This window comes from Pseudomonas sp. LBUM1646, from assembly GCF_059716165.1.
Genome location: NZ_CP166810.1, coordinates 3,453,225 through 3,473,005 on the forward strand (window position 1 = coordinate 3,453,225; position 19,781 = coordinate 3,473,005).

The window sequence follows — 19,781 nt, forward strand, 5'->3', positions numbered from 1 at the left end:
AAGACTGGTCGATAACTACCGAGGTCACGTTGAACAAGGCACGAGCGTTCATTTATTCGTCGCCTGTCGTTTTAGAGACAACTACTTAGTTGCCTATCGTTAAAGGTCCAATGCGCAGACCGTGCGGTAGCTTTGTCTTTAGCAAAGATAACCTGTGACTTATTCCAAATACGCTGCACTCTATAGCGTCAGGTCATAGTGTTGCGCACTCTCATGAAGCACGTTGTGATTCATTATTGATACAGCCTTGCGTTCATATAATAAAAACCAAATGTCTGCTGCTTGACACCTCATCGCCCTCATTAGAGCCCTGCCTGCATAAACTTTCGCTAATTACAGAGTTTACCAGCATGTCAGCAATCAGCTCCGAACGGCCAAATTGGTACCTTTTGCAATGCAAGCCACGCCAGGATGAGCGTGCCCACCTCAACCTGCTTCAACAGGACTACGTGATCTTCCATCCCCAGCTTGTGAGTGAACGCGTCATTCGCGGGAAACGACAGCGGGTGCTGGAATCTCTCTTCCCCGGGTATTTGTTTATCCATCTCAGCCGTAACGACAATTGGGCGCCCTTACGCTCTACCCGCGGCGTCAGTCGTATTGTCGAATTCAATCATGGTCCTGCGAGGGTGGCAGAGCACGTCATCGAGCATCTGCGTGCTCGTTGTTCTTCCGACCCATCGGAATCGAGCGCGGACGAGGCCCTGAAACCCGGCGAACATCTGCAGATCATCAGCGGCCCACTGTCGCCACTGGAGGGGGTGTTCCTTGCCTCGCAGGGCGCCGAGCGCGTGATGATCCTGCTGCAGTTTCTTAATCGGGAACAATCGGTTTGCGTGCCATTAAACGTTCTTGAACGTCAACAACCTGCCTTTCAAACACATCACTAACTACTCGCCTATGCCTTTCCTCAGGAGCTCTAACATGGCCTTGAAGTCACGTTGCCCTGTTGCACTGATTTTGGCCTCTTTCTATCCTGGAATGGCCTGGAGCATTGATCCGCAAGCGATTGATGTTTACGGGTTCGATTTCACTCCGAGCTTTCTGTTTTCCGAAAGTTATGACGATAACTTTCGCGAGTTGGAAGACAACAAGCAATCTTCCATGATCACCAAGTTGGCGCCCACTTTCGAACTCAAGGCCGAAGATCGTAATAGCGCCACACGGCTGATCTGGCAGCCGACCCGCTACATTTACCACGATGAGTCGGATGCTTCGAACACGGCACAACGCTTTCGTGCGGACAGCGTCATGGAGTTCACCGACCGACATCGCCTGAAACTCGAAGCCGAATATCGGAAATACGAACGCACGGAATCGACGGCGGTAGAAGGCGTCAATGACAAGCTCAACAACAAACGGGTGGGTGGTCTCTACACCTTTGGCGCTAAAAGCGCTGACAATCAAATCGATTTCGGTGCCAATTACGCCGAGCTTCGCTATGACAATGCCGATGGCGTCAACGACGACAAGGAACGCAATACCACCGCAGTCACCAGCACTTGGTACCACCGCATCGGCAGTAACACCCGCGGCCTGCTGGAATATGACCACACCAACTTTGATTACCTGCAAGCCAACAGCCCGCGCAGCAGTAAATCCGACGCCGTACTTGCCGGTGCCGTATGGGATTTAACGGCACGCACGACGGGCAAAGTCCGCCTCGGTTATGAGCGAAAAAACTTTGATAACAGCGAATCCAAAGACCTCAACAACCCCACCTGGCAAGTCGATTTGCAATGGAAGCCGCGAACTTACTCGACGTTTACTTTTGTCGCTCGCCAGGCGCTCGCCGAGGGCGACGATGGCGCTGATGCCGTGAAGTCGACGTTCACCCAGGTCGGTTGGCGTCATGGCTGGACCGAACGGATCACCACGGTGGCACAAGCCGGGATCGGGCGTTATGTCTACGAAGGTCAAAGCCGCACCGACGATTATCAGGACTACAACCTGGCGGTGGTGTACGCGATGCGCCGATGGCTGGATATCGAACTCGGCTATCGATATCGCGACAACGATTCTGATGCCGACAACGAAAGCTTCACCCGCAACGTGTTTCAGATCAGCTTCAACGTCAGCCTTTAAGAGGGTCTCGACATGAACACACGCACTCTTGTCTTGTTGTTCGCGCTGGTTTTTCTACCCCATACCTATGCAGCAGACCCTGGCACTCAATACAAACTGGCCGCTGGCGATGTCTTGCGCATCATCGTGTTCGGTGAGCCGGAGTTGAGCCTGAAAAAGATCCGTCTCAGCGATGCCGGCACATTTTCCTACCCTTTTCTGGGAGAGATTTCCGCCAAAGGACTCACCCCCAACCAAGTCGAAAAAATCATCGTCGACGGGCTTAAACAGGGTTACCTGATCGACCCGAAAGTCAGCCTGAGTCAGATTGAATACCGCTCTTTCTACATCAATGGCGAAGTGCAAAAGCCCGGCAGCTATCCGTTCGTGCCCGGCCTGACACTGGAGAAAGCCATCGCATTGGGCGGTGGCTTGACCGAGCGCGCCTCAATTAAACGCGTGACCATCATGCGCGGCGATGGTGGCGCGACCCTCACCGATAACGTTACGCGAAACACCACGATTGCCCCCGGCGACACCATTTCCATTGCACAAGGCTTTTTCTAATCATGGACAACAGCCCTAGCACCTACGTCGAACGTCCTCTGCAAACGCATCTGCATCAGCAGTACAGCGAAGACAAGGACACCATTGATCTTCTAAAGCTCTGGCGGGTGATCTGGCGCGCCAAATGGAGCATCGGATGGCTGGTCCTGCTGAGCAGCGTGGTAGCGGCCGTTGTGGTCTCGACCATCACCCCGCAATACATCGGCAGCACCACCCTGCTGTTCAACGATAAAACACCACCGCTGATGTCCTTCCAGCAAGTCAAGGATTCAGGCAGCAACGCCACGGATTACTTGCAGACACAGCAAGCGCTCCTGCAATCGCGGGACCTTGCCGAACGAGCGGTGAAAAAACTCGACCTTACGACCAACCCGGTTACCGACCCGCGCCAGCAGCCGACGCCTTGGTTCACACCGCGCAAATGGCTGGCCGATCTTGACCTTGATCAATGGATTCCAGGACTGGGCCTATTGATGCCGCTGAAGGATGCGCCAGATGAAGAAGACGTCTTCAATCAGGTCACGCAGAACCTCATGCTGCACACCAGCGTCAAGTTCGTCGGCAAGAGTCAATTGCTCGAAATCGAGGTCGAACTCCCGGACCCTGTTCTGGCCGCAGCGACGGCCAACGCACTGGCCCAGGGCTTTACCGACAGCCAGCTCGACACCAGCGAGAAATCCTCGCAGACCACTACTGCCTGGATGAACACACGCCTGGTCGAGTTGCGCAACAACTTGCGCGCTGCCGAGAAAAAGCTTCAGGGCTACCGGGAAGAGCAAGGTCTGGTCGATGTTGGAGGGGTTGCCACCATCAGCGCCAACGAACTGGAAATGACCGGTAATCGCATGGTTGACGCCCGTCGCAACCGCGCTGAAGCCGAGAGCGAGTACCGGCAGGCGAAGTCCCTGAGCAACGGCGATCTGAGTCGGCTCTCCAGCGTGCCTGCGGTCTTGAGTAACCCATTGGTCCAGAAATTCCAGGCGGACCGAGCCACGGCCCAAGCCAAGGTTGAGGAACTGGCGGGGCGCTATGGCCCAAAACATCCAAGCCTGATTTCCGCGCAGTCCGAATTACGCACCGCCACCACCAGCCTGCAACTGCAGGTGCAGCAGGTGGTGGCCGGTATTGAACGGCAATACCAGCTCGCCACGGCCAGTGAAGCCTCACTGCGCCAATCCTTCAACAGCAACAAGGCGCAAATCCAGGACATTGCTCGCAAAGAGTTCCAGTTGCGCGAGTTCCAGCGTGAGGTCGACAGCACCCGCGCGCTGTATGAAACCTTCGTCACCCGTTTGAAAGAAACCACGGCCACCGCCGACATGGACTCGACAAAAGTGCGCATCGTCGACCCGGCCATTGTCCCAGTCGACGCGAGCAAACCCCGTAAAACATTGATTGTCGGGATCGTCGCGTTAATCGCCGCGGTGATCGGCGTAGCGTTGGCGCTGCTCTTCGACAGTCTGAGTAATACCTTCAAATCCGACGAAACGATCGAAAGCGCGCTTAATATTCCTCTGCTCAGTGTCGTGCCGTTGGTGATGAAGAAAAGTCGCCGGCAACTGGCGCGCTTGTTCGAAGACAACGACAACCCGCGTTTTTCCGAGACCATTCGCAATCTGCGCACCTGGCTGATGTTGCAAAGCAGCGAAATGCCATCGCAGGTAGTGCTGGTGACGTCGACCGTTGCCGGTGAGGGTAAAAGCACCATTGCCAACAACCTGGCCAGTTCGCTCACTTCGCTGGAGCGTGTGCTGTTGATCGATGCTGACATGCGTAAGCCAACCCTTTCGCTGAACTTCGATTTTCCACCTGACAGCCCGGGACTGGCGAATGTCATTGCAGGCACTGCCAGGCTCGAAGACTGCATCGTTTCGGTGGGCAATCTGGACATGTTGCCGGCCGGAAAAGTCATGCCCCCTTCGATGGACCTGTTCGCCGCGCCGCGCCTGCCTTCCCCCGCCGACGCGCTTAACCCGTCACGCCAGCCTCCGCCGCAGGATCTGCTCAGTTCGCCGCGCATGGCGCGCATGCTTGAGGCGCTGAGGTCGCGTTACCGCCATATCATTATCGACTCACCACCTGCGGAGATGATCAGCGACGCGCTGTTGCTGGCCAAGCATTCGGATGCGGTGATCTATGTGGTCAAGGCCGACAGCACGCCGATCAGCCAAGTGCAGAGGGGCATTGCCATGTTGCAACAGAGCCAGGTGTCGGTATTTGGCACCGTGCTCAACCAGGTGGACCTGCGCAAGGCGCGCAAGTACGGCTACCACCATTCCCGAGCGTTCTATAACTACGACTTCGCGCCCAGGTAACACCGGGCGACCAAGTCTGCCGCTACGCCCCTTTCTGCCATCACACAACCTGCTTCACCTCTGCCGAGCTACGGAAAAGCCAGCGGGAGAGACGCCGTGTCTGCTCCATCAGCGCTGATGCATTAATTCTGCCTTGAGGTTAAGCCCATGACACCGCTCTATACCGCTCACATGGCACACCGTCGAGGCCTGACGTTCTGGGGCCAGTGGCTGTGTGCGCTGACGCTGGTCACCTCACTGCTGATGCTGCTCGTGTATTGGCGCGTCGGCAGTCTGACCAGCGAATACCGCATTCTGATTATTCTGACTGTGCTCGGTTCAGTGCCGATTTACAGCGTGATGCAGGTCTACCACAAACGTCATGGCCTGTTGGTCGGGCTCGGCAGATTGCTGGCCGGTTGGTTGATCCTGCTGGCCGTGCTGGCGGCTATTGCCTTCATCACCCAGACCAGTGCGATTTATTCGCGCCAGGTGATTATGGTCTGGGCGGTATTGGGCTTCGTGGTCCAGGCCGCGAGTTTTCTGCCCCTGCATTACTTCGCCCGACTGCACTCGCGAATGGTCTGCAACGAGCGTCGTTCGGTGATCATCGGCACCTGCCCGACCGCCCATGAGCTGGCGAAAAAACTCTCCAGACCGAACCGCGCGCTGGTACTGGGCTTCATCGCCGCCGCCGATAACAGCGGCCCGGCTCCGAGCATTTTGCCGCTGCTCGGCCACGTTCACGCGATCCGCGAGATCATCACCCGCCTGGAGGTGCGCCGCGTCTATATCGTTCTGACAATGGCCCATGCCGCGACCATCGAAGCGCTCTACATCGACCTGCTGGACATGAATGTAGACGTGGTGTGGATCCCGGATTTCGGCAGCATGGTGTTGCTCAACCATTCGATCTCGGAAATCGAGCGAATGCCGGCCATCTACCTCAATGAAAGCCTGATCAGCTCGCATCCCGCCAGCCTGTTTTGCAAGGACCTGTTCGAACGCAGCCTGGCCACGCTGGCCATTATTCTGCTCAGCCCATTGCTGTTGGTGGTGGCGGCCGCCGTCAAGCTGACCTCCGCAGGCCCTGTGCTGTTCAAGCAAAACCGCCACGGTTGCAACGGTGAAGTGATCAAGGTCTGGAAGTTTCGTTCGATGCGCGTCCACGACGACCGCGAAGTCCGCCAGGCCACCCGTGACGATGACCGCATCACGCCGCTCGGACGCTTCCTGCGCCGCAGCTCCATCGACGAATTGCCCCAGCTGTTCAATGTCTTGTTTGGCCAAATGGCCCTGGTCGGCCCGCGCCCGCATGCCGTCACCCACAATATTTATTACACCGGCAAAGTGCGCGCCTACATGGCCCGGCATCGCCTCAAACCGGGCATCACCGGGTTGGCCCAGATCACGGGGCATCGCGGGGAAACCGAGACGGTGGAAAAGATGCAGCTGCGCGTCGCTCAGGACCTCAACTACATCAACCAATGGTCGCTGTGGCTCGACATCAAAATCCTCATCAAGACCCCCTTCACCCTGTTCTCGAAAAACATCTACTGACCCCTGCCCCACCTCTGCTGCCCCCCTGCCCCACCGTTGATAACCGTCTCGACGACCTGAGGTTTGACCATGAATGTGAGCGTATTCGGTATTGGTTACGTGGGCCTTGTCCAGGGCGCCGCACTGGCACAGGTCGGGCACAACGTGCTCTGCGTCGATGTCGACGCCGCCAGGGTAGAAGCGCTGAAGGAAGGGTCGCTGCCCATCTACGAGCCGGGCCTGAAAAGCCTGGTGCGCGACAATTACCAAAGTGGCCGACTGCAATTCGGCACAGACCTGGCCGACGCAGTTCACCATGGCGATGTGCTGTTGATCGCCGTCGGTACGCCGCCCGACGAAGACGGTTCGGCAGATCTCAAATACGTGCTGAGCGTGGCGCAAACCATCGCGCTGAACATGAACCGGCACCACATCATCGTCGACAAATCCACCGTGCCGGTCGGCACGGGCGACCTGGTGCGTGCGCGCATCGAGCAAGTGCTGGCCGATAACGATCGCGGCGATCTGACGTTCGACGTGGTCTCCAACCCGGAATTTCTCAAGGAAGGCTGTGCGGTGGAAGACTGCATGCGCCCGGACCGGATCATCATCGGCACCGACAGCCCGCGTGCCGAAGCGGTGATGCGCGAGCTGTACGAACCGTTCAATCGGAACCGCGAAAAAATCATCGTCATGGACGTTCGCAGCGCCGAACTGACCAAGTACGCCGCCAACTGCATGCTGGCGACCAAGATCAGCTTCATGAACGAAATGGCCAACCTCGCCGAAAAACTGGGCGCCGACATCGAGATGGTGCGCCACGGCATCGGTTCCGACCCACGCATCGGCTATCAGTTTATCTACCCCGGCCTCGGCTACGGCGGCTCGTGTTTTCCCAAAGACGTGAAGGCGCTGATCCATGCCGCCAACAGTGTCGACATTGACGCTCGGGTGCTCAAGGCCGTAGAGGCGCGCAACCAGGAACAGAAAACCAGTCTCTACAGCAAGATTTTCAATCACTACGACGGCAACCTTCGCGGCAAGACCTTTGCCCTGTGGGGGTTGAGCTTCAAACCCAACACCGACGACATGCGCGAAGCCCCCAGCCGCGTATTGATGGAGGCGTTGTGGCGGGCCGGTGCCAGCGTCCAGGCGTACGACCCCAAAGCCATGGAAGAGGCCCAGCGCATTTATGGCTCGCGCGATGACCTGACCTTGGCGGGCACCAAGGAAGCGGCGCTGAAAAATGCCGACGCGTTGATCATCGTCACCGAGTGGCAATCGTTTCGGGCGCCGGACTTCGACCTGCTCAGTCAGCGGCTCAAGCAATCGTTGATTTTCGACGGACGCAACCTGTTCGATCCGCAGCGTTTGAGTAAACGCGGCTTCACCTACGTATCCGTGGGGCGGCAAACCCCCTCAGTCATCTGAAAGGAGCCGCGCCATGTTCAAGCTGGAATTAGTCGGGCATTACTCACCCAAGTTACTGGAGGCCAACCAGGCCTATTCCTTCATTAACTTTGCGTCCATCGGCAGCCTTTTCGAACAGACCCCGAGCACCGTCACCTATTTTTGCGACGGCATGCTGATGTCGACATTTATGTCTCGCGTGACCGGCAGGACGATCGGCCGGGTCAGCTTTGACTTCACATCTATTGCCGACCTTGTACTCAGCAGCGCTGAGCAACTGGGTAAGCGCGTGTATTTCGTTGGCGCCCGGCAAGCTGAACTGGACCTGTTCATCAGCAAGATCAAGACCCTTTATCCGCGGCTGACCATCGCCGGTTATCACAACGGTTATTTCAACGCGTCCCAGGCCGATGGCATTCGGGCCGACATTTGTCGCAGCGAAGCGAACATCTTGATCGTTGGCCTGGGCGCCGGACTGCAAGAGCAGTTCGAACAGGATGCGCTGCGTGCGGGCTTTCGCGGTGTCGCCTTCACCTGTGGCGGGTTCATTCGCCAGGAAGCCCTGGCCACGCGGCAATACTACCCAGCGCTGATCAATCGCCTGCATATGCGCGCGTTTTATCGAATGTATCGCGAGCCCCACACGATCAAACGCTACCTCATCGATTACCCCAGCAACTTTTTGCACCTGTTGACGATGCTCGCTCGGCACAAAGTCGCCATCAGCGTTGGGGAATGACCATGCACATCCTGTTTATCCTCAAGGATTTCAAGTTGGGTGGCGGCGTCGAGCGCGTTCAACAACGGTTGTCCGAGCAGTTTCTCAAGGACGGCCAGCGTGTGAGTTTTTTCGTCATGAACGCAGACATGCCCGACACGCAAGGTATTCAAAGCCTCAATGGCGGCGGCAGCGGCATCGTCGGCCTGCTCAAGTCCATCGTCCTGTTGCGCCGGCTCATTCGCCGTGACGGCGTCACCCACCTCATCGCCGCCAAGGAGCAGGCCAACCTCTGCACTTGGTTCGCCACCTTGGGCAGTGCCTGCAAAGTCATCTATAGCCGCCACGCGACACTTGATTGCACTGAACAGAAAACCGGTCCCTCAAGCCTGCGCCTGCTCTACACCTTGTACCTCTGTGGCAGCGGCCAGGTGGTGACGGTCTCCACGGCCCTGCGCCAGGCCCTCGTCGATCTAATGCCATGGGGTCAGCAGCGGATCCGTTATTGCCCCAACGCCGTCGTCACCGAACAACTGCTTCAAGCCTCACAGGCACCGCTGCTCGCCGGATTGCCCCGCGACTACTGGTTGAGCCTGGGCCGTTTGGTAGAACCCAAAGGTTTTCACCTGTTGCTCGATGCCTACGCCTTGGCTTTGCACAGCGAAGCGCTGCCGGATCTTGTGATCGTCGGCGACGGCCCTTTGCTCGAGGCACTGACCACTCAGGCAAATCGCCTGGGCATCGCCCATCGGGTGCACTTCACCGGTTTCCTGAGCAACCCCTATCCACTGCTCAGGCATGCACGCCTGTTCATTCTGAGTTCCGTGCAAGAAGGCATGCCGACCGTACTGATCGAGGCGCTGGCGCTGGGAACGCCGGTGCTGGCGTGCGACTGCGAGACCGGGCCCAGAGAACTGCTGGACAACGGCCGGCTTGGCCAACTGGTCAACGTCAACGACATACCGGCGTTGGCCGATGGAATGCTGCGAAGCCTGACCTCACGAGATCACATTGCACCCAGCGAAAAAATGGTCACTGACGCCATCCGCCAGTACACCAGCCAGTACGCGGCGCAGGCGTATTACCAGGTATGGAACCAATGAAAAAATTGCTGATTATCCTGCATGACCTCAGCGCCGGCGGGGCTGAAAAAATGATGACGCGCCTGGCCGGAGCGCTGGTGGACGCGGGCAATGACGTGACGTTGCTGATGCTGACCGGCGGCGGAATTAACGCAGCGTACCTCGACCCGCGGGTCAAAAAGGTTGAATTGCGCAGCTCACGCAGTGCCCGTGCGGTGCCAGCACTCGCGCGATTTCTTCGTGCCAATCGCTTCGACGCGCAACTGGCGGCCCTCACTCACGTCAACGTGGTGGCGATCGCCGCTGCCGCGCTGTCCGGCACGCTGGCACGGCTGCACGTCAGCGAGCGCAATGCCTTTTCCCATGATAAGCACGTTAACCCCGACTTTATGGTGCGGGTCGCGTACCTGGTGGCGCCGCTGCTGTATCGGCTCATTCCCAACCCGGTGATTTGCGTATCGCGCGGTGTCGCTCAGGACCTGGTCGATACCACCATTGCGCGCCGCCAGGACGTGACCATTGCCGACAACCCGGTGCTCGACAACGATTTCCGCGAGAAGACGCCGGGGTTGCCCAGCCACCGTTGGCTACTGGAAAAGTCCAGCGCGGTGATTGTCGCCGTGGGTCGCCTGGCGCCGCAAAAAGGCTTCGACACCTTGATTACAGCGTTCGCCGCATTGCCGGATTCCGGCGCCCGTTTGATCATTTTTGGCGAAGGCGCGCTCAGGGAGCAGTTGCTTGACCAGGCCCGCACGTTGGGCGTTGCGGATCGCTTCGACCTGCCGGGTTACACCCGTGATCCTCTGGCAGAAGTGGCCGCGGCCGATTGCTTTGTGCTGTCGTCGCGCTTCGAAGGCAGCCCCAATGCGCTGGTAGAGGCCTTGTCCACGGGCACGCCGGTGGTGGCGACCCGCTGCCCCCATGGCCCTCAGGACATCCTCATCGGCGGCCTCGTCGCACCGCTAGTCGCCGTCGACGACCCGTTCGCACTGGCACAGGCAATTGCCCTGCAACTCTCCACACCGCGAGATTTGCAGCGTCATTCCCGCCTGGATGCAGCCACCCGATTCATGAATGCCAGCGCGGTGCAGACCTACCTCACCGCGTTGCTCGGGAGCCCATCATCATGAAAACACTGGAGATTAGATATTCGACGTTACGCGATGGCTTCACCTTGTTCGGCGTGCTGTTCTACATCCAGGTGATTACGTTTGTTCTCGGTCTGGGTGGCGCATCCAGCTTCGGCGACATCAATAAAGACCTCGAAGGTAACGTCGCCAACCAGGTCTGCGGCCTCATCACATTGTTGGTGCCATTATTCTTCTTCATCCGCAACAAGGTGTTTCTCAGCAAAACCTTTTACCGCAGCAACTTCTTTCTGCTGGTGTTCATGCTCTGTGTCGTTGCATCGATCGGCTGGTCCCACGACCCGATGCTGAGCCTCAAGCGGTTTATCGCAATGCTCAGCATGGTGTTTTTTGCCGGTTTCATTGCCTATAACTACCCCCTTGAAAAAATCACCTTCATGCTCGGCTGTGCCATCGGCGTGGCGGCGTTGATCGGGTTAATACTCGCCGTGGTCATGCCTGGCGTCGCGTTCTTGTCCGGTGGTATTCGCGACGGCGCCTTCAAGGGGATTTTTGCCGAAAAGAACGCCGGCGCCCGGCTCAACGCGATCGCCATCCTGCTGTTGCTACCGATGATTCGTCAGCGCAATCACTGGGCGCTCTTCTGTTCGTTTTGCTCGCTGGTCGCCATCTTGCTCGCCCAGTCGGCAACAGGGGTGGTGCTGATTATTTCCGGCACGATCAGCTATTGGTACTTCCTCACATTGATCCGCTTGCGCATCAACCGCTCGCAGCTGATGTTCCTGGGATGCACCCTCCTCTACCTGCTGGTTTGCCTGTTTCTGTACAGCAACTTTGCGGTACTGCTGGAAATGGCCGGTCGTGACCCGTCACTGACCGACCGTACATTGATCTGGGAGCTGCTCGAGCCCTACATCGACGGACAGTTTCTCAAGGGTTACGGCTTCGGCGCCTTTTGGTCCAGCCCTGATGCCGATGCTTTCATTATCCGCTGGGGCTATATCGGCAACGCTCACAGCGGCTACATGGAGACCCTGCTCAACGGCGGTGCCATCCAACTGGCTGCGCTGGCGCTTTTGCTTGGCGAAGCGCTGCTCAAACAATACCGGGCCGTGACGGCAAACCAGTCGGCACAGTTTCGCGCCAGCGCTCTGGTGATCATCGGCTTGTTCGCCGTCACCAATTATGTGGCGTACGTGATTCCCAACTACCGCTCCGCCGAGTTTTTGGTGTTCTGCACCCTGGCCCTGTCCTTTCGGCATCACCACGCGACCTACCCCGAGTTTTCACCGGCAACCCTGCGTCAGCGTCCGTCTGGCAGGGCATTACCGCACGATTCAGCCAAGGCGTAATAAAAGGAGAAACACCCGTGCCAAACCAAGCCCCCCCTTTGCCGCATTCAGTGTGCGTCGTGATCCCGATGTACAACGGCGCCGACAGCATTGAGCAAACACTGGCGTCCCTGGTCGGGCAAACCCGGCTGCCCGATCACGTCATCGTCATCGACGATGGTTCCACCGATGACGGGCCACAACGGGTCAAAAACTTCGCGGCGCCGTTTCGCCTGACGCTGTTGCAGCAAGCCAACGAAGGCCAGGCCAGCGCCCGCAACCACGGGTTGCGGCACTCTGAAGAGACTTTTGTGGCGATGCTCGATGCCGATGACCAATGGCGTGCGCAAAAGCTGGAACTACAACTGGCCCTGTATGACGAACTCAGTCGTCAGGGACGGCCAGTGGGGCTGATCGACTGCTACGCGCAGGTCAATTACAGCGACGGTAGGCGGCAACTGGACAATCAGCGCAAGAACGGCAGGCATTTCTACGATTTCATCCACGCCAACGTGGTCAATGGTGTGTCCACCGCGCTGGTCAAGCGCGACGTGATCATGCAACTCGGAGGCTTCGACGCCAGCCTGCGTTACTCCGAAGACCGCTTCATGTGGACCCGGATCGCCGAACACTGGGAGGTCCACACGGTGCCGCAGGTGCTGCTGGAGCGCACGGTCAATGGCGGCAACATGACCGCGCAACCAAAAAAGTACTACCAGAACAAGATCAGGTTCATCGAGGTGTACCTCGCCCGCTATGGCGCGCAGCTAAGCAAGCAGCAACGGATCGATTTCGTGCTGGGCAACCACACCGACTTTCTCAATGCCTTTTCCCGTAAAGGCGAGTATGCCGACGTGATCGGCGTCTACCGGCGGATGCTGGACTATTCCTGGCAAACGCTGATCTTCGATAACGGCAAACCGACCTTGCGCTACCTCAATGCTTGCGCCCGATCATGGCGCAAGGCAACGGCGTCAACCACCGCTCATTGAACCGGTATCCGCCATGGCCAATCACCGTCTGGTTACATTGATCTGGATCTTCACCGAGAAATTCGGCCTGATTTTCCTGTCGATGATTACCTTCGTCGCGTATGCCAGGCTGCTGTCGCCCGCAGAGTTGGGTGTGGGCACGGTCATCATTGCCATCGTCGAGTTGATCGGCCTGGTGTATTCATCGGTTCTGGAGGACCCGCTGGTACGACTCGAACGGCTGGAGGACAAACACATCACTACAGCCTTCTGGGCTGCGGTACTCGTCAGCCTGGTGTCGATCATCGTCATCTCGGGCGCGGCGTTTCTGTACACACCCGACCCGGTGCTGCAATGGATGACGGCGGTGGCCTCGGTGAAAATCCTGTTCACCATGATGGCGCGGGTCTACGTGGCGCAAATGCGCCGCAGCGGTAACTTCAGGATGCTGGCGTCGCGCACGTTACTGGGCAAGGTGTGTGGCGGCGTCGGCGGCATCGCTGTTGCGCTTTGGGGATTGGGAGCCTGGGCGGTCATTGCCCAGGCACTGATCATGGAGTTCGTGTCCATCATTGTATTGATGCGCGCAGACCCGCGACGCATGGCCTTTTATATTGATGGCCCGTTCTTGCGTGAACTGTTGAGGGCCGGCGCACCAGTTGCCATCAACGCGCTGAGTTCGCAAACGCTACAGCGCGGGGTCAACGTGGTCTTGGGCATGACAGCCGGCGTGAACGCGGTCGGCATGTTCAATATGGCGATGCGCATCATCGAGCTGCCACGCACCGCGATTTATAACGGCCTGCTGAGCTACGCGCTGCCGGTGTTCGCCCGGCGCAGCGCAGAGCCGTTGCGACTGCTCGGGATCATTGGCGACTCGACTGCCGTGAGCGGCTTTCTGTTGACGCCCCTGTTCATTGGCATCGCGCTCACGGCAAACGACCTCATCCTGTTGATATTCGGCGCCACGTGGGCCGAAGCGATTCCCCTGCTGCAAGTGCTGGCCTGCACGGCGGCCATCGGCAACACCGCCATGTACGCCACCACCGCACTGGTGGCAGTCAACCGCAGCCACCTCACGATCAAGGCTGAAGTGGCAACCACGGTGCTGGCGCTGGTGCTGGTCTACGGCTTCGGCAACGTTTATGGCGGCATGGCCGCAGCCCTGGCGCTGCTGGCGCGAATGCTGATTATCACGCCGCTGCAAATCCGTGGCCTTAACACAGCCATCGGTTACAGCTGGCGGCGGTACCTCGACGCTAATTACCGCAGCGTGATCGCTTCACTGGTCATGGCCGCAACCGTCCTGTTTGTGTCACCTCAGCTGGGTTTTCAAGGCTACCTGCACTTGATCTGCAGCATCGTGGTTGGCGTGCTGAGTTATGCCGTGGCCTATAGCGTCATGCACCCGCGCTGGCCGCAAGAATTCAAATCGGTATTCACCGCCCGCTGAATTCAGTCCCTGAGACAGGAAGACCTCACCATGCGCAAAACTACGTTGATTACTGGCGGGGCCGGCTACATTGGTTCTCATACCGCCCTCGCGCTCATTAACGCCGGACACGATGTGCTGGTGCTCGACAACCTGTGCAACAGCTGTCGAGAGTGCATCGCGCGCCTTGAGCAACTGACCCAGACCCGGGTCGATTTCATCAATGGCGATATTCGCGACTCGATCCTGCTCGACGATATCTTCAGCCGCTACGACATTGACGCTGTGGTGCATTTCGCCAGCCTCAAATCCGTTGAAGAAAGCGTGCGCAAGCCGCTGGACTACTACGCCAACAACGTCGCCGGCACGCTTGACCTGTGCCGGGCAATGGCTCGCAATAACGTGTTCAAACTGGTGTTCAGCTCATCGGCCACGGTGTACGGAGAGCCCACACGAACACCGATTGCCGAAGATTTCGGCACCGGCAAACCGGTCAACCCCTACGGCCGCACCAAGCTCATGATCGAAGAGTTGCTCACCGATCTGTGCGACTCCGACCCACGCTGGAGCATCGGGTTATTGCGCTACTTCAACCCGATTGGCGCTCACGAAAGCGGGATGATCGGCGAAGATCCCAGGGGCCGCCCCAACAACCTGTTGCCGTGCCTGACGCAGGTCGCGATTGGCCGGATTCCCGAACTCACGGTTTACGGCTGCGACTATCCCACCGTGGATGGGACCTGCGTACGCGACTACATTCATGTGGTCGACCTTGCCAACGGTCATCTCAAAGCGTTGCAGGTGTTGCAGCACCACAGCGGCATCAATTTCTGGAACCTCGGCACCGGCATCGGCTACAGCGTGCTGCAGATCATCCACAGTTTCGAGGACATCACCGGCATCACCATTCCCTACCACTTCGCTCCGCGCCGCCTCGGTGACATCGCCAAATGCTGGGCCGACCCGAGCAAGGCAGGACGCGAACTGGGTTGGAGCGCGCAACGCGGCCTGGAGCAAATGATCATCGATACCTGGCGGTGGCAGTCGTGTAATCCGCAGGGGTATCAGTCTTCATTCGAAATTCCGGCGCCGATTGCGGTGAAGTGATGCCGATGTTTAAAGAATGTCTGCTGGCACTCCTGCTGTCGGTTTCGCTGGTTTGCAGCGCCGCGCCAGCGCCAGCGCCTTCCCGTCCGCCAGCCGCCGGGCTGGCGCTGTGGCTGGACGCGGCCGATGCGTCGACCATGAGTATCGATACGCAGGGCCGCCTCCAGCGCTGGAACGACAAGTCCGGCAAGACCAACCACGCCACGGTAGACGATGCAATTGCGTCCTCGCGTCCGCAGCGCGTGGCCAACGCAATGCACGGCAACGCGGTGGTGCGCTTCAATGGCGTTTCGGCGTTTCTGGGCAAAACAATCCGCGCCGGCAAAGGCTCGGTGACCCTCCTGATCGTCTCCCGTCGGTTGCCCGAGCAGAGCCCGGCAGACCCTTGGCAGCGGCTGTTCAGCTCGCGTCCAAAAAGCGCCGATAACGACAACGTGCTGCCGAACTTCGCCATCAGCCTGCGACAGGCAGACACCTACGCGCCGACCTTTTCCGTCCTCGAACTTCACGACGTGCCGATTGGTCCCTACGCGGTCGGGCGCAACGTGGTCGGCAATTCCGACAATTTCAAAGGCGATATCGCGGAAGTGCTGGTGTACGACCGCCCGTTTGCCTCCCTTGCGCAGCAACAAGAGGCGTATCAATACCTGGCGAACAAGTGGTCGGTTGCCGTTCCCCGGGAGGCCGATACCTGGACCCGGGTCGGACCGCTGGGCACTTTGCCGACACTCGGCGACGCCGGCTTGCCCCTGTCCGACCAGGCCAATGCCGGCAACTGGATATTCGATAGCAAACTGTCCGATGACTTCAATGGCGACGTTCTCGACTCCGTGCGCTGGCACGTCAACAATGCCCAGGGGAATGAATCCTTGGGTCGCAAACCGGCGCTGTTCAGGCCGGCCAATGCGTTCCTGGCCAACGGCAACCTGAACATCGTCTTTCGCAAGGAAACCTTGCCGCAAAAGTACGTCCAACTCGGTTTCAAGGACTACACCTCAGCCATGGTTCGTACCTTTGAACGCGGCTTCTACGGCTATTACGAAGCACGGGGCAAACCCATGAACTCCGCGGCCTCCAGCGCCTTCTGGCTGGCGTGGACGGGCATGGCTGACAACGCCACCGAAATCGACATCTTCGAAATCGGCGGCAAGACCAAAGACGCTGCCTCAGATCGTTCTTACAACATGAACGCCCACCTGTGGGCCACGCCGCAAAGCACCGAACATATCGCCAACGGCAGCACCTGGATAAGCCCCTGGCGCCTGGCAAGTGACTTTCATGTCTACGGCTTCGACTGGCAGCCCGACACCCTGCGCTGGTACGTCGATGGCGTGCTGGTCAGGGAGTCGAAGAACACACACTTCTTCTTCCCCATGCAGATCGTCTTTGACAGTGAGGCCATGTGGAAATGGTTCGGCGTGGTCGACGATGCTGACCTGCCCTCCACCTTCGAAGTCGACTACGTCAAGGTGTGGCAACGGAGTCGATAGACGTCATGACGTCAGGTTGGGTGGTAGATACGACCTGCTTGTCCTGAAAGCGTCAACGCCCTGAACTTTCGTTCGATCATTCAGGTCGACAAAGTTCCAGCCTCATCAGCGTGCCGGATGATTCCCGTGCGTGGCGTCTCAACCGGCTCATGGCGGCGGTTAAAAAAACAAGAATGGGTAATAACGATGAATTGTCTTATTTGTGTCGGCGTGGCGGAACGCATTCAGTGTAACGGCCCTTGGGAGGAGAGGAATTGTCCGGATTGCGGGCGCTATCGGGTTTCCGATGAGCTCCTTTTGACCTTGATGGACCAGGGCCAGATCTTCGATATAAACAAAACCAGAAACTGGCTCGATAGCCGACGCAAAGAAGGTATTACACCTTCAATTGAAATCCATGAGGCGCTACTGCTGCTATAGCGTACGCCCTGGGTCAAATTTCAATCGGCAGGGTGGTCAGTTTTCAATCAGCGCGAACACGTCTGGAGCGCATATGCATGATCAACCGCCGGCTGAAAGAACTGGACTTGCTGCGTTTCCTTGCGGCTGTCGCAGTCGTGTTTTTTCACTACGCTTTTCGCGGGTATGCAAAGGGCGACATGTCGGCAATGCCCTACCCGCTATTGGCTGAGCCTGCCAAATACGGTTATTTAGGCGTCGAACTGTTTTTCATGATCAGCGGATTCGTCATTCTGATGACCGCCTCCAGCAATAATCTCAAAGTATTTTTCATCTCCCGCGTCGTTCGCCTCTGCCCTGCTTTTTGGGTGTGCTGCACCCTCACTTTTCTAATCACTCTTGCCATCGGACAGCCAAGATTTACCGCTGATCTTTATCAATACATGATTAACATGACCTTCCTTGGCGACTTGATGGGTGTCACGCCGATAGACGGCGTTTACTGGTCACTGTTTGTAGAAATAAAATTTTACCTGATGATTTCCATTCTGTTGGGCTTCAAGAAAATAGAAAAAATAGAGACCTACCTCGTATTCTGGCTACTGATCTCTGCCACCGCAGAAGTACTCGCTTTTGAAAAGATGCGCACGATATTAATTACCGATTACGCTGCCTATTTCATAGCGGGTGCAACGTTCTACATGATATGGGCCAAGGGATTCACAAAAATACGAGCTCTGCTATTGGCGGGTGCATTGGCATTAGCCAGCTATACCGCAATCGTATGGGCCGAATTGCTCGAAACCAAATATCCAACCGAATTCAGTCCTCTGATCGTTTGCAGCATGATTACCCTGTTTTTCATGACGTTTCTCCTGATCGCCACGAACAAAACGGCAGCCATAGGGGCATTGAACTGGACTGCATTAGGCGCGCTGACCTACCCGCTTTACCTATTACATCAAATGATCGGTTTTATGATCTTTAACATTGCCTATCCGGCTGTGAATCCGCACTTACTGCTATGGGGCACCATCGCCTTGATGATAGGTGCGTCCCATATCATCCACAAAAAAATAGAAACCCCCATCGCCAGGCTAATGAAAAAATCCCTTTCATTCTCCTTCAGCCGTGTCAGAGGCTGATTAGTTCTAACGTAGGCGCTCTCCCACTTCGCCCCCAGGCCGATGCCAGTCGACCTGGGGGCGAACTCGTTTGAATCGCTGGCAGATTTCCTAGTGGATCATGATGCTGTTGTAGTCAGCCGTCAGTTTCTCCAGATGCGTGTTGTATCGATTCAGAAACCTGGATAACTCGGCCTGGGTGTAATCCATGCTTTTCAGTGTATCGAGGCTCATCGAAAACCCCAGCCACACACTCGCCACTGCAATGATTTCCTCACCGACTACTCGGCGTTGGCGGTCTATTTCCACGACAGCAGTGATATCGGATAAAGCATCCTCAGCGGTCTGTAGCTCCCTGTTCAGTCCCTCTATCGATTGAGTGAGCGCTTGGATTTCTTTGTCTAGGTTGTTCCGTGAGGTCGCAAGTTCGCTGTATTTGATGCCGTCAGAAACCACCCCCAGCACCGTTCTGACCAGTTCGATGCCCTGCTTCACCGCCTCTTTTTTCGGGTTCGCCATGTCCAGACTGTCAAGCGCTTCACCGTCGGGGATGTAGTTTTTATACATGTCCGCCAGGTTGAATTCGCGAATCACGTCCTGTGCCTTGATCAGCGTGTCTCGCTGCTGCTCACATTTCGCTTTGCTCAGACTCTGATCATTCAACGCCACCAGGATTCTGGCTTTGCGCGCCCTGGCCACCTTCAGCGGTTCATCCGCCCGCTCATCTATTTCGACTTTGTAGAGGCTGCGCACTTCGTTCTCGAGAAACCGGGAACGGTCGGTAAACTTTGCCTCGACACCTTCCAGCATCGCCTCGATGTTGCGCTTGATGTTCAAGACCTCCTCGCTGACCATTTCCCGATCTTGCGCCGTCAGATCGTTCCTGGCCAAGGCGTCGTTCAACTCGGCAAGGGCATCAAAGTAGCTCTGTCCGGAGGCGCCGTTCAATGCAGTCAGCAATACGGGAAAGGATTCGCGCATGGTTTTATCGATATTGTTCAAGTACGCGGCAACCCGCTGCGCCCTTTCCTGCAGCACGTCAGCCCGGTCCTGTCTGAAACTGGCCAGCCTCGAAACGTCGCGAATGGTTTGAATGATTTTCTTAACGTCGATGTCGGGAATAAGTTGGGTATCGATCGGTGTCACATTGTTCATGGCAGTCATC

At 57.4% G+C, this 19,781-nt stretch carries 16 protein-coding genes; 15 read left to right on the forward strand and 1 reads right to left on the reverse strand.

The features are described from left to right. The first annotated feature begins 350 nt into the window (after positions 1-350). The 15 genes from rfaH (at position 351) to ACA071_RS15980 (ending at position 18,637) form a co-directional block, all read left to right on the forward strand. A complete protein-coding gene (gene rfaH / locus ACA071_RS15910) occupies positions 351-890 on the forward strand; it encodes a transcription/translation regulatory transformer protein RfaH (RefSeq protein ID WP_497645222.1) in 540 nt (179 codons plus the stop codon). Between the two features lie 34 nt (positions 891-924). Further along, positions 925-2,085: an outer membrane beta-barrel protein gene (locus tag ACA071_RS15915; protein WP_497645223.1), complete on the forward strand. Its 1,161-nt coding sequence runs from the start codon at positions 925-927 to the stop codon at positions 2,083-2,085. Between the two features lie 12 nt (positions 2,086-2,097). After that, positions 2,098-2,631 (forward strand): polysaccharide biosynthesis/export family protein, encoded by a 534-nt coding sequence (locus ACA071_RS15920; RefSeq protein ID WP_497645224.1) that lies wholly within the window; start codon positions 2,098-2,100, stop codon positions 2,629-2,631. A 2-nt stretch (positions 2,632-2,633) separates the two neighbouring features. Then, entirely contained in the window at positions 2,634-4,946 is a 2,313-nt protein-coding gene (locus ACA071_RS15925; protein WP_497645225.1) for a GumC family protein, read from the forward strand. 147 nt (positions 4,947-5,093) lie between these two features. Further along, the gene (locus ACA071_RS15930; RefSeq protein WP_497645226.1) at positions 5,094-6,485 is read left to right on the forward strand and encodes an undecaprenyl-phosphate glucose phosphotransferase; all 1,392 of its coding nucleotides are present in this window, start codon (positions 5,094-5,096) and stop codon (positions 6,483-6,485) included. Between the two features lie 69 nt (positions 6,486-6,554). Beyond that, positions 6,555-7,895, forward strand: a complete 1,341-nt coding sequence (locus tag ACA071_RS15935; protein WP_497645227.1) for a UDP-glucose dehydrogenase family protein — start codon at positions 6,555-6,557, stop codon at positions 7,893-7,895. A 13-nt stretch (positions 7,896-7,908) separates the two neighbouring features. After that, entirely contained in the window at positions 7,909-8,613 is a 705-nt protein-coding gene (locus tag ACA071_RS15940) for a WecB/TagA/CpsF family glycosyltransferase (RefSeq protein WP_497645228.1), read from the forward strand. Positions 8,614-8,615: 2 nt separating this feature from the next. Beyond that, the gene (locus ACA071_RS15945) at positions 8,616-9,695 is read left to right on the forward strand and encodes a glycosyltransferase (RefSeq protein WP_497645229.1); all 1,080 of its coding nucleotides are present in this window, start codon (positions 8,616-8,618) and stop codon (positions 9,693-9,695) included. Beyond that, complete coding sequence (locus tag ACA071_RS15950) at positions 9,692-10,804, forward strand: glycosyltransferase (RefSeq protein ID WP_497645230.1); 1,113 nt, start codon at positions 9,692-9,694, stop codon at positions 10,802-10,804. The genes ACA071_RS15945 and ACA071_RS15950 overlap by 4 nt, the downstream gene beginning before the upstream one ends. Beyond that, positions 10,801-12,114, forward strand: a complete 1,314-nt coding sequence (locus tag ACA071_RS15955) for an O-antigen ligase family protein (protein ID WP_497645231.1) — start codon at positions 10,801-10,803, stop codon at positions 12,112-12,114. Before ACA071_RS15950 ends, ACA071_RS15955 begins: the two co-directional genes overlap by 4 nt. A 17-nt stretch (positions 12,115-12,131) precedes the next feature. After that, positions 12,132-13,085, forward strand: coding sequence for a glycosyltransferase family 2 protein (locus ACA071_RS15960; RefSeq protein WP_497645232.1), 954 nt, complete (start codon positions 12,132-12,134; stop codon positions 13,083-13,085). 13 nt (positions 13,086-13,098) lie between these two features. Then, positions 13,099-14,517 (forward strand): oligosaccharide flippase family protein, encoded by a 1,419-nt coding sequence (locus ACA071_RS15965; protein WP_497645233.1) that lies wholly within the window; start codon positions 13,099-13,101, stop codon positions 14,515-14,517. Between the two features lie 30 nt (positions 14,518-14,547). Next, positions 14,548-15,603: a UDP-glucose 4-epimerase GalE gene (gene galE, locus ACA071_RS15970; protein WP_497645234.1), complete on the forward strand. Its 1,056-nt coding sequence runs from the start codon at positions 14,548-14,550 to the stop codon at positions 15,601-15,603. Beyond that, the gene (locus ACA071_RS15975) at positions 15,603-17,093 is read left to right on the forward strand and encodes a family 16 glycosylhydrolase (protein ID WP_497645235.1); all 1,491 of its coding nucleotides are present in this window, start codon (positions 15,603-15,605) and stop codon (positions 17,091-17,093) included. Before galE ends, ACA071_RS15975 begins: the two co-directional genes overlap by 1 nt. Before the next feature lie 497 nt (positions 17,094-17,590). Further along, positions 17,591-18,637: an acyltransferase family protein gene (locus tag ACA071_RS15980; RefSeq protein ID WP_497645236.1), complete on the forward strand. Its 1,047-nt coding sequence runs from the start codon at positions 17,591-17,593 to the stop codon at positions 18,635-18,637. A gap of 90 nt (positions 18,638-18,727) precedes the next feature. Here ACA071_RS15980 and ACA071_RS15985 read toward each other — a convergent pair whose 3' ends face one another. Continuing rightward, positions 18,728-19,771, reverse strand: a complete 1,044-nt coding sequence (locus ACA071_RS15985; protein WP_497645237.1) for an alpha-xenorhabdolysin family binary toxin subunit B — start codon at positions 19,769-19,771, stop codon at positions 18,728-18,730. Positions 19,772-19,781 lie beyond the last annotated feature (10 nt).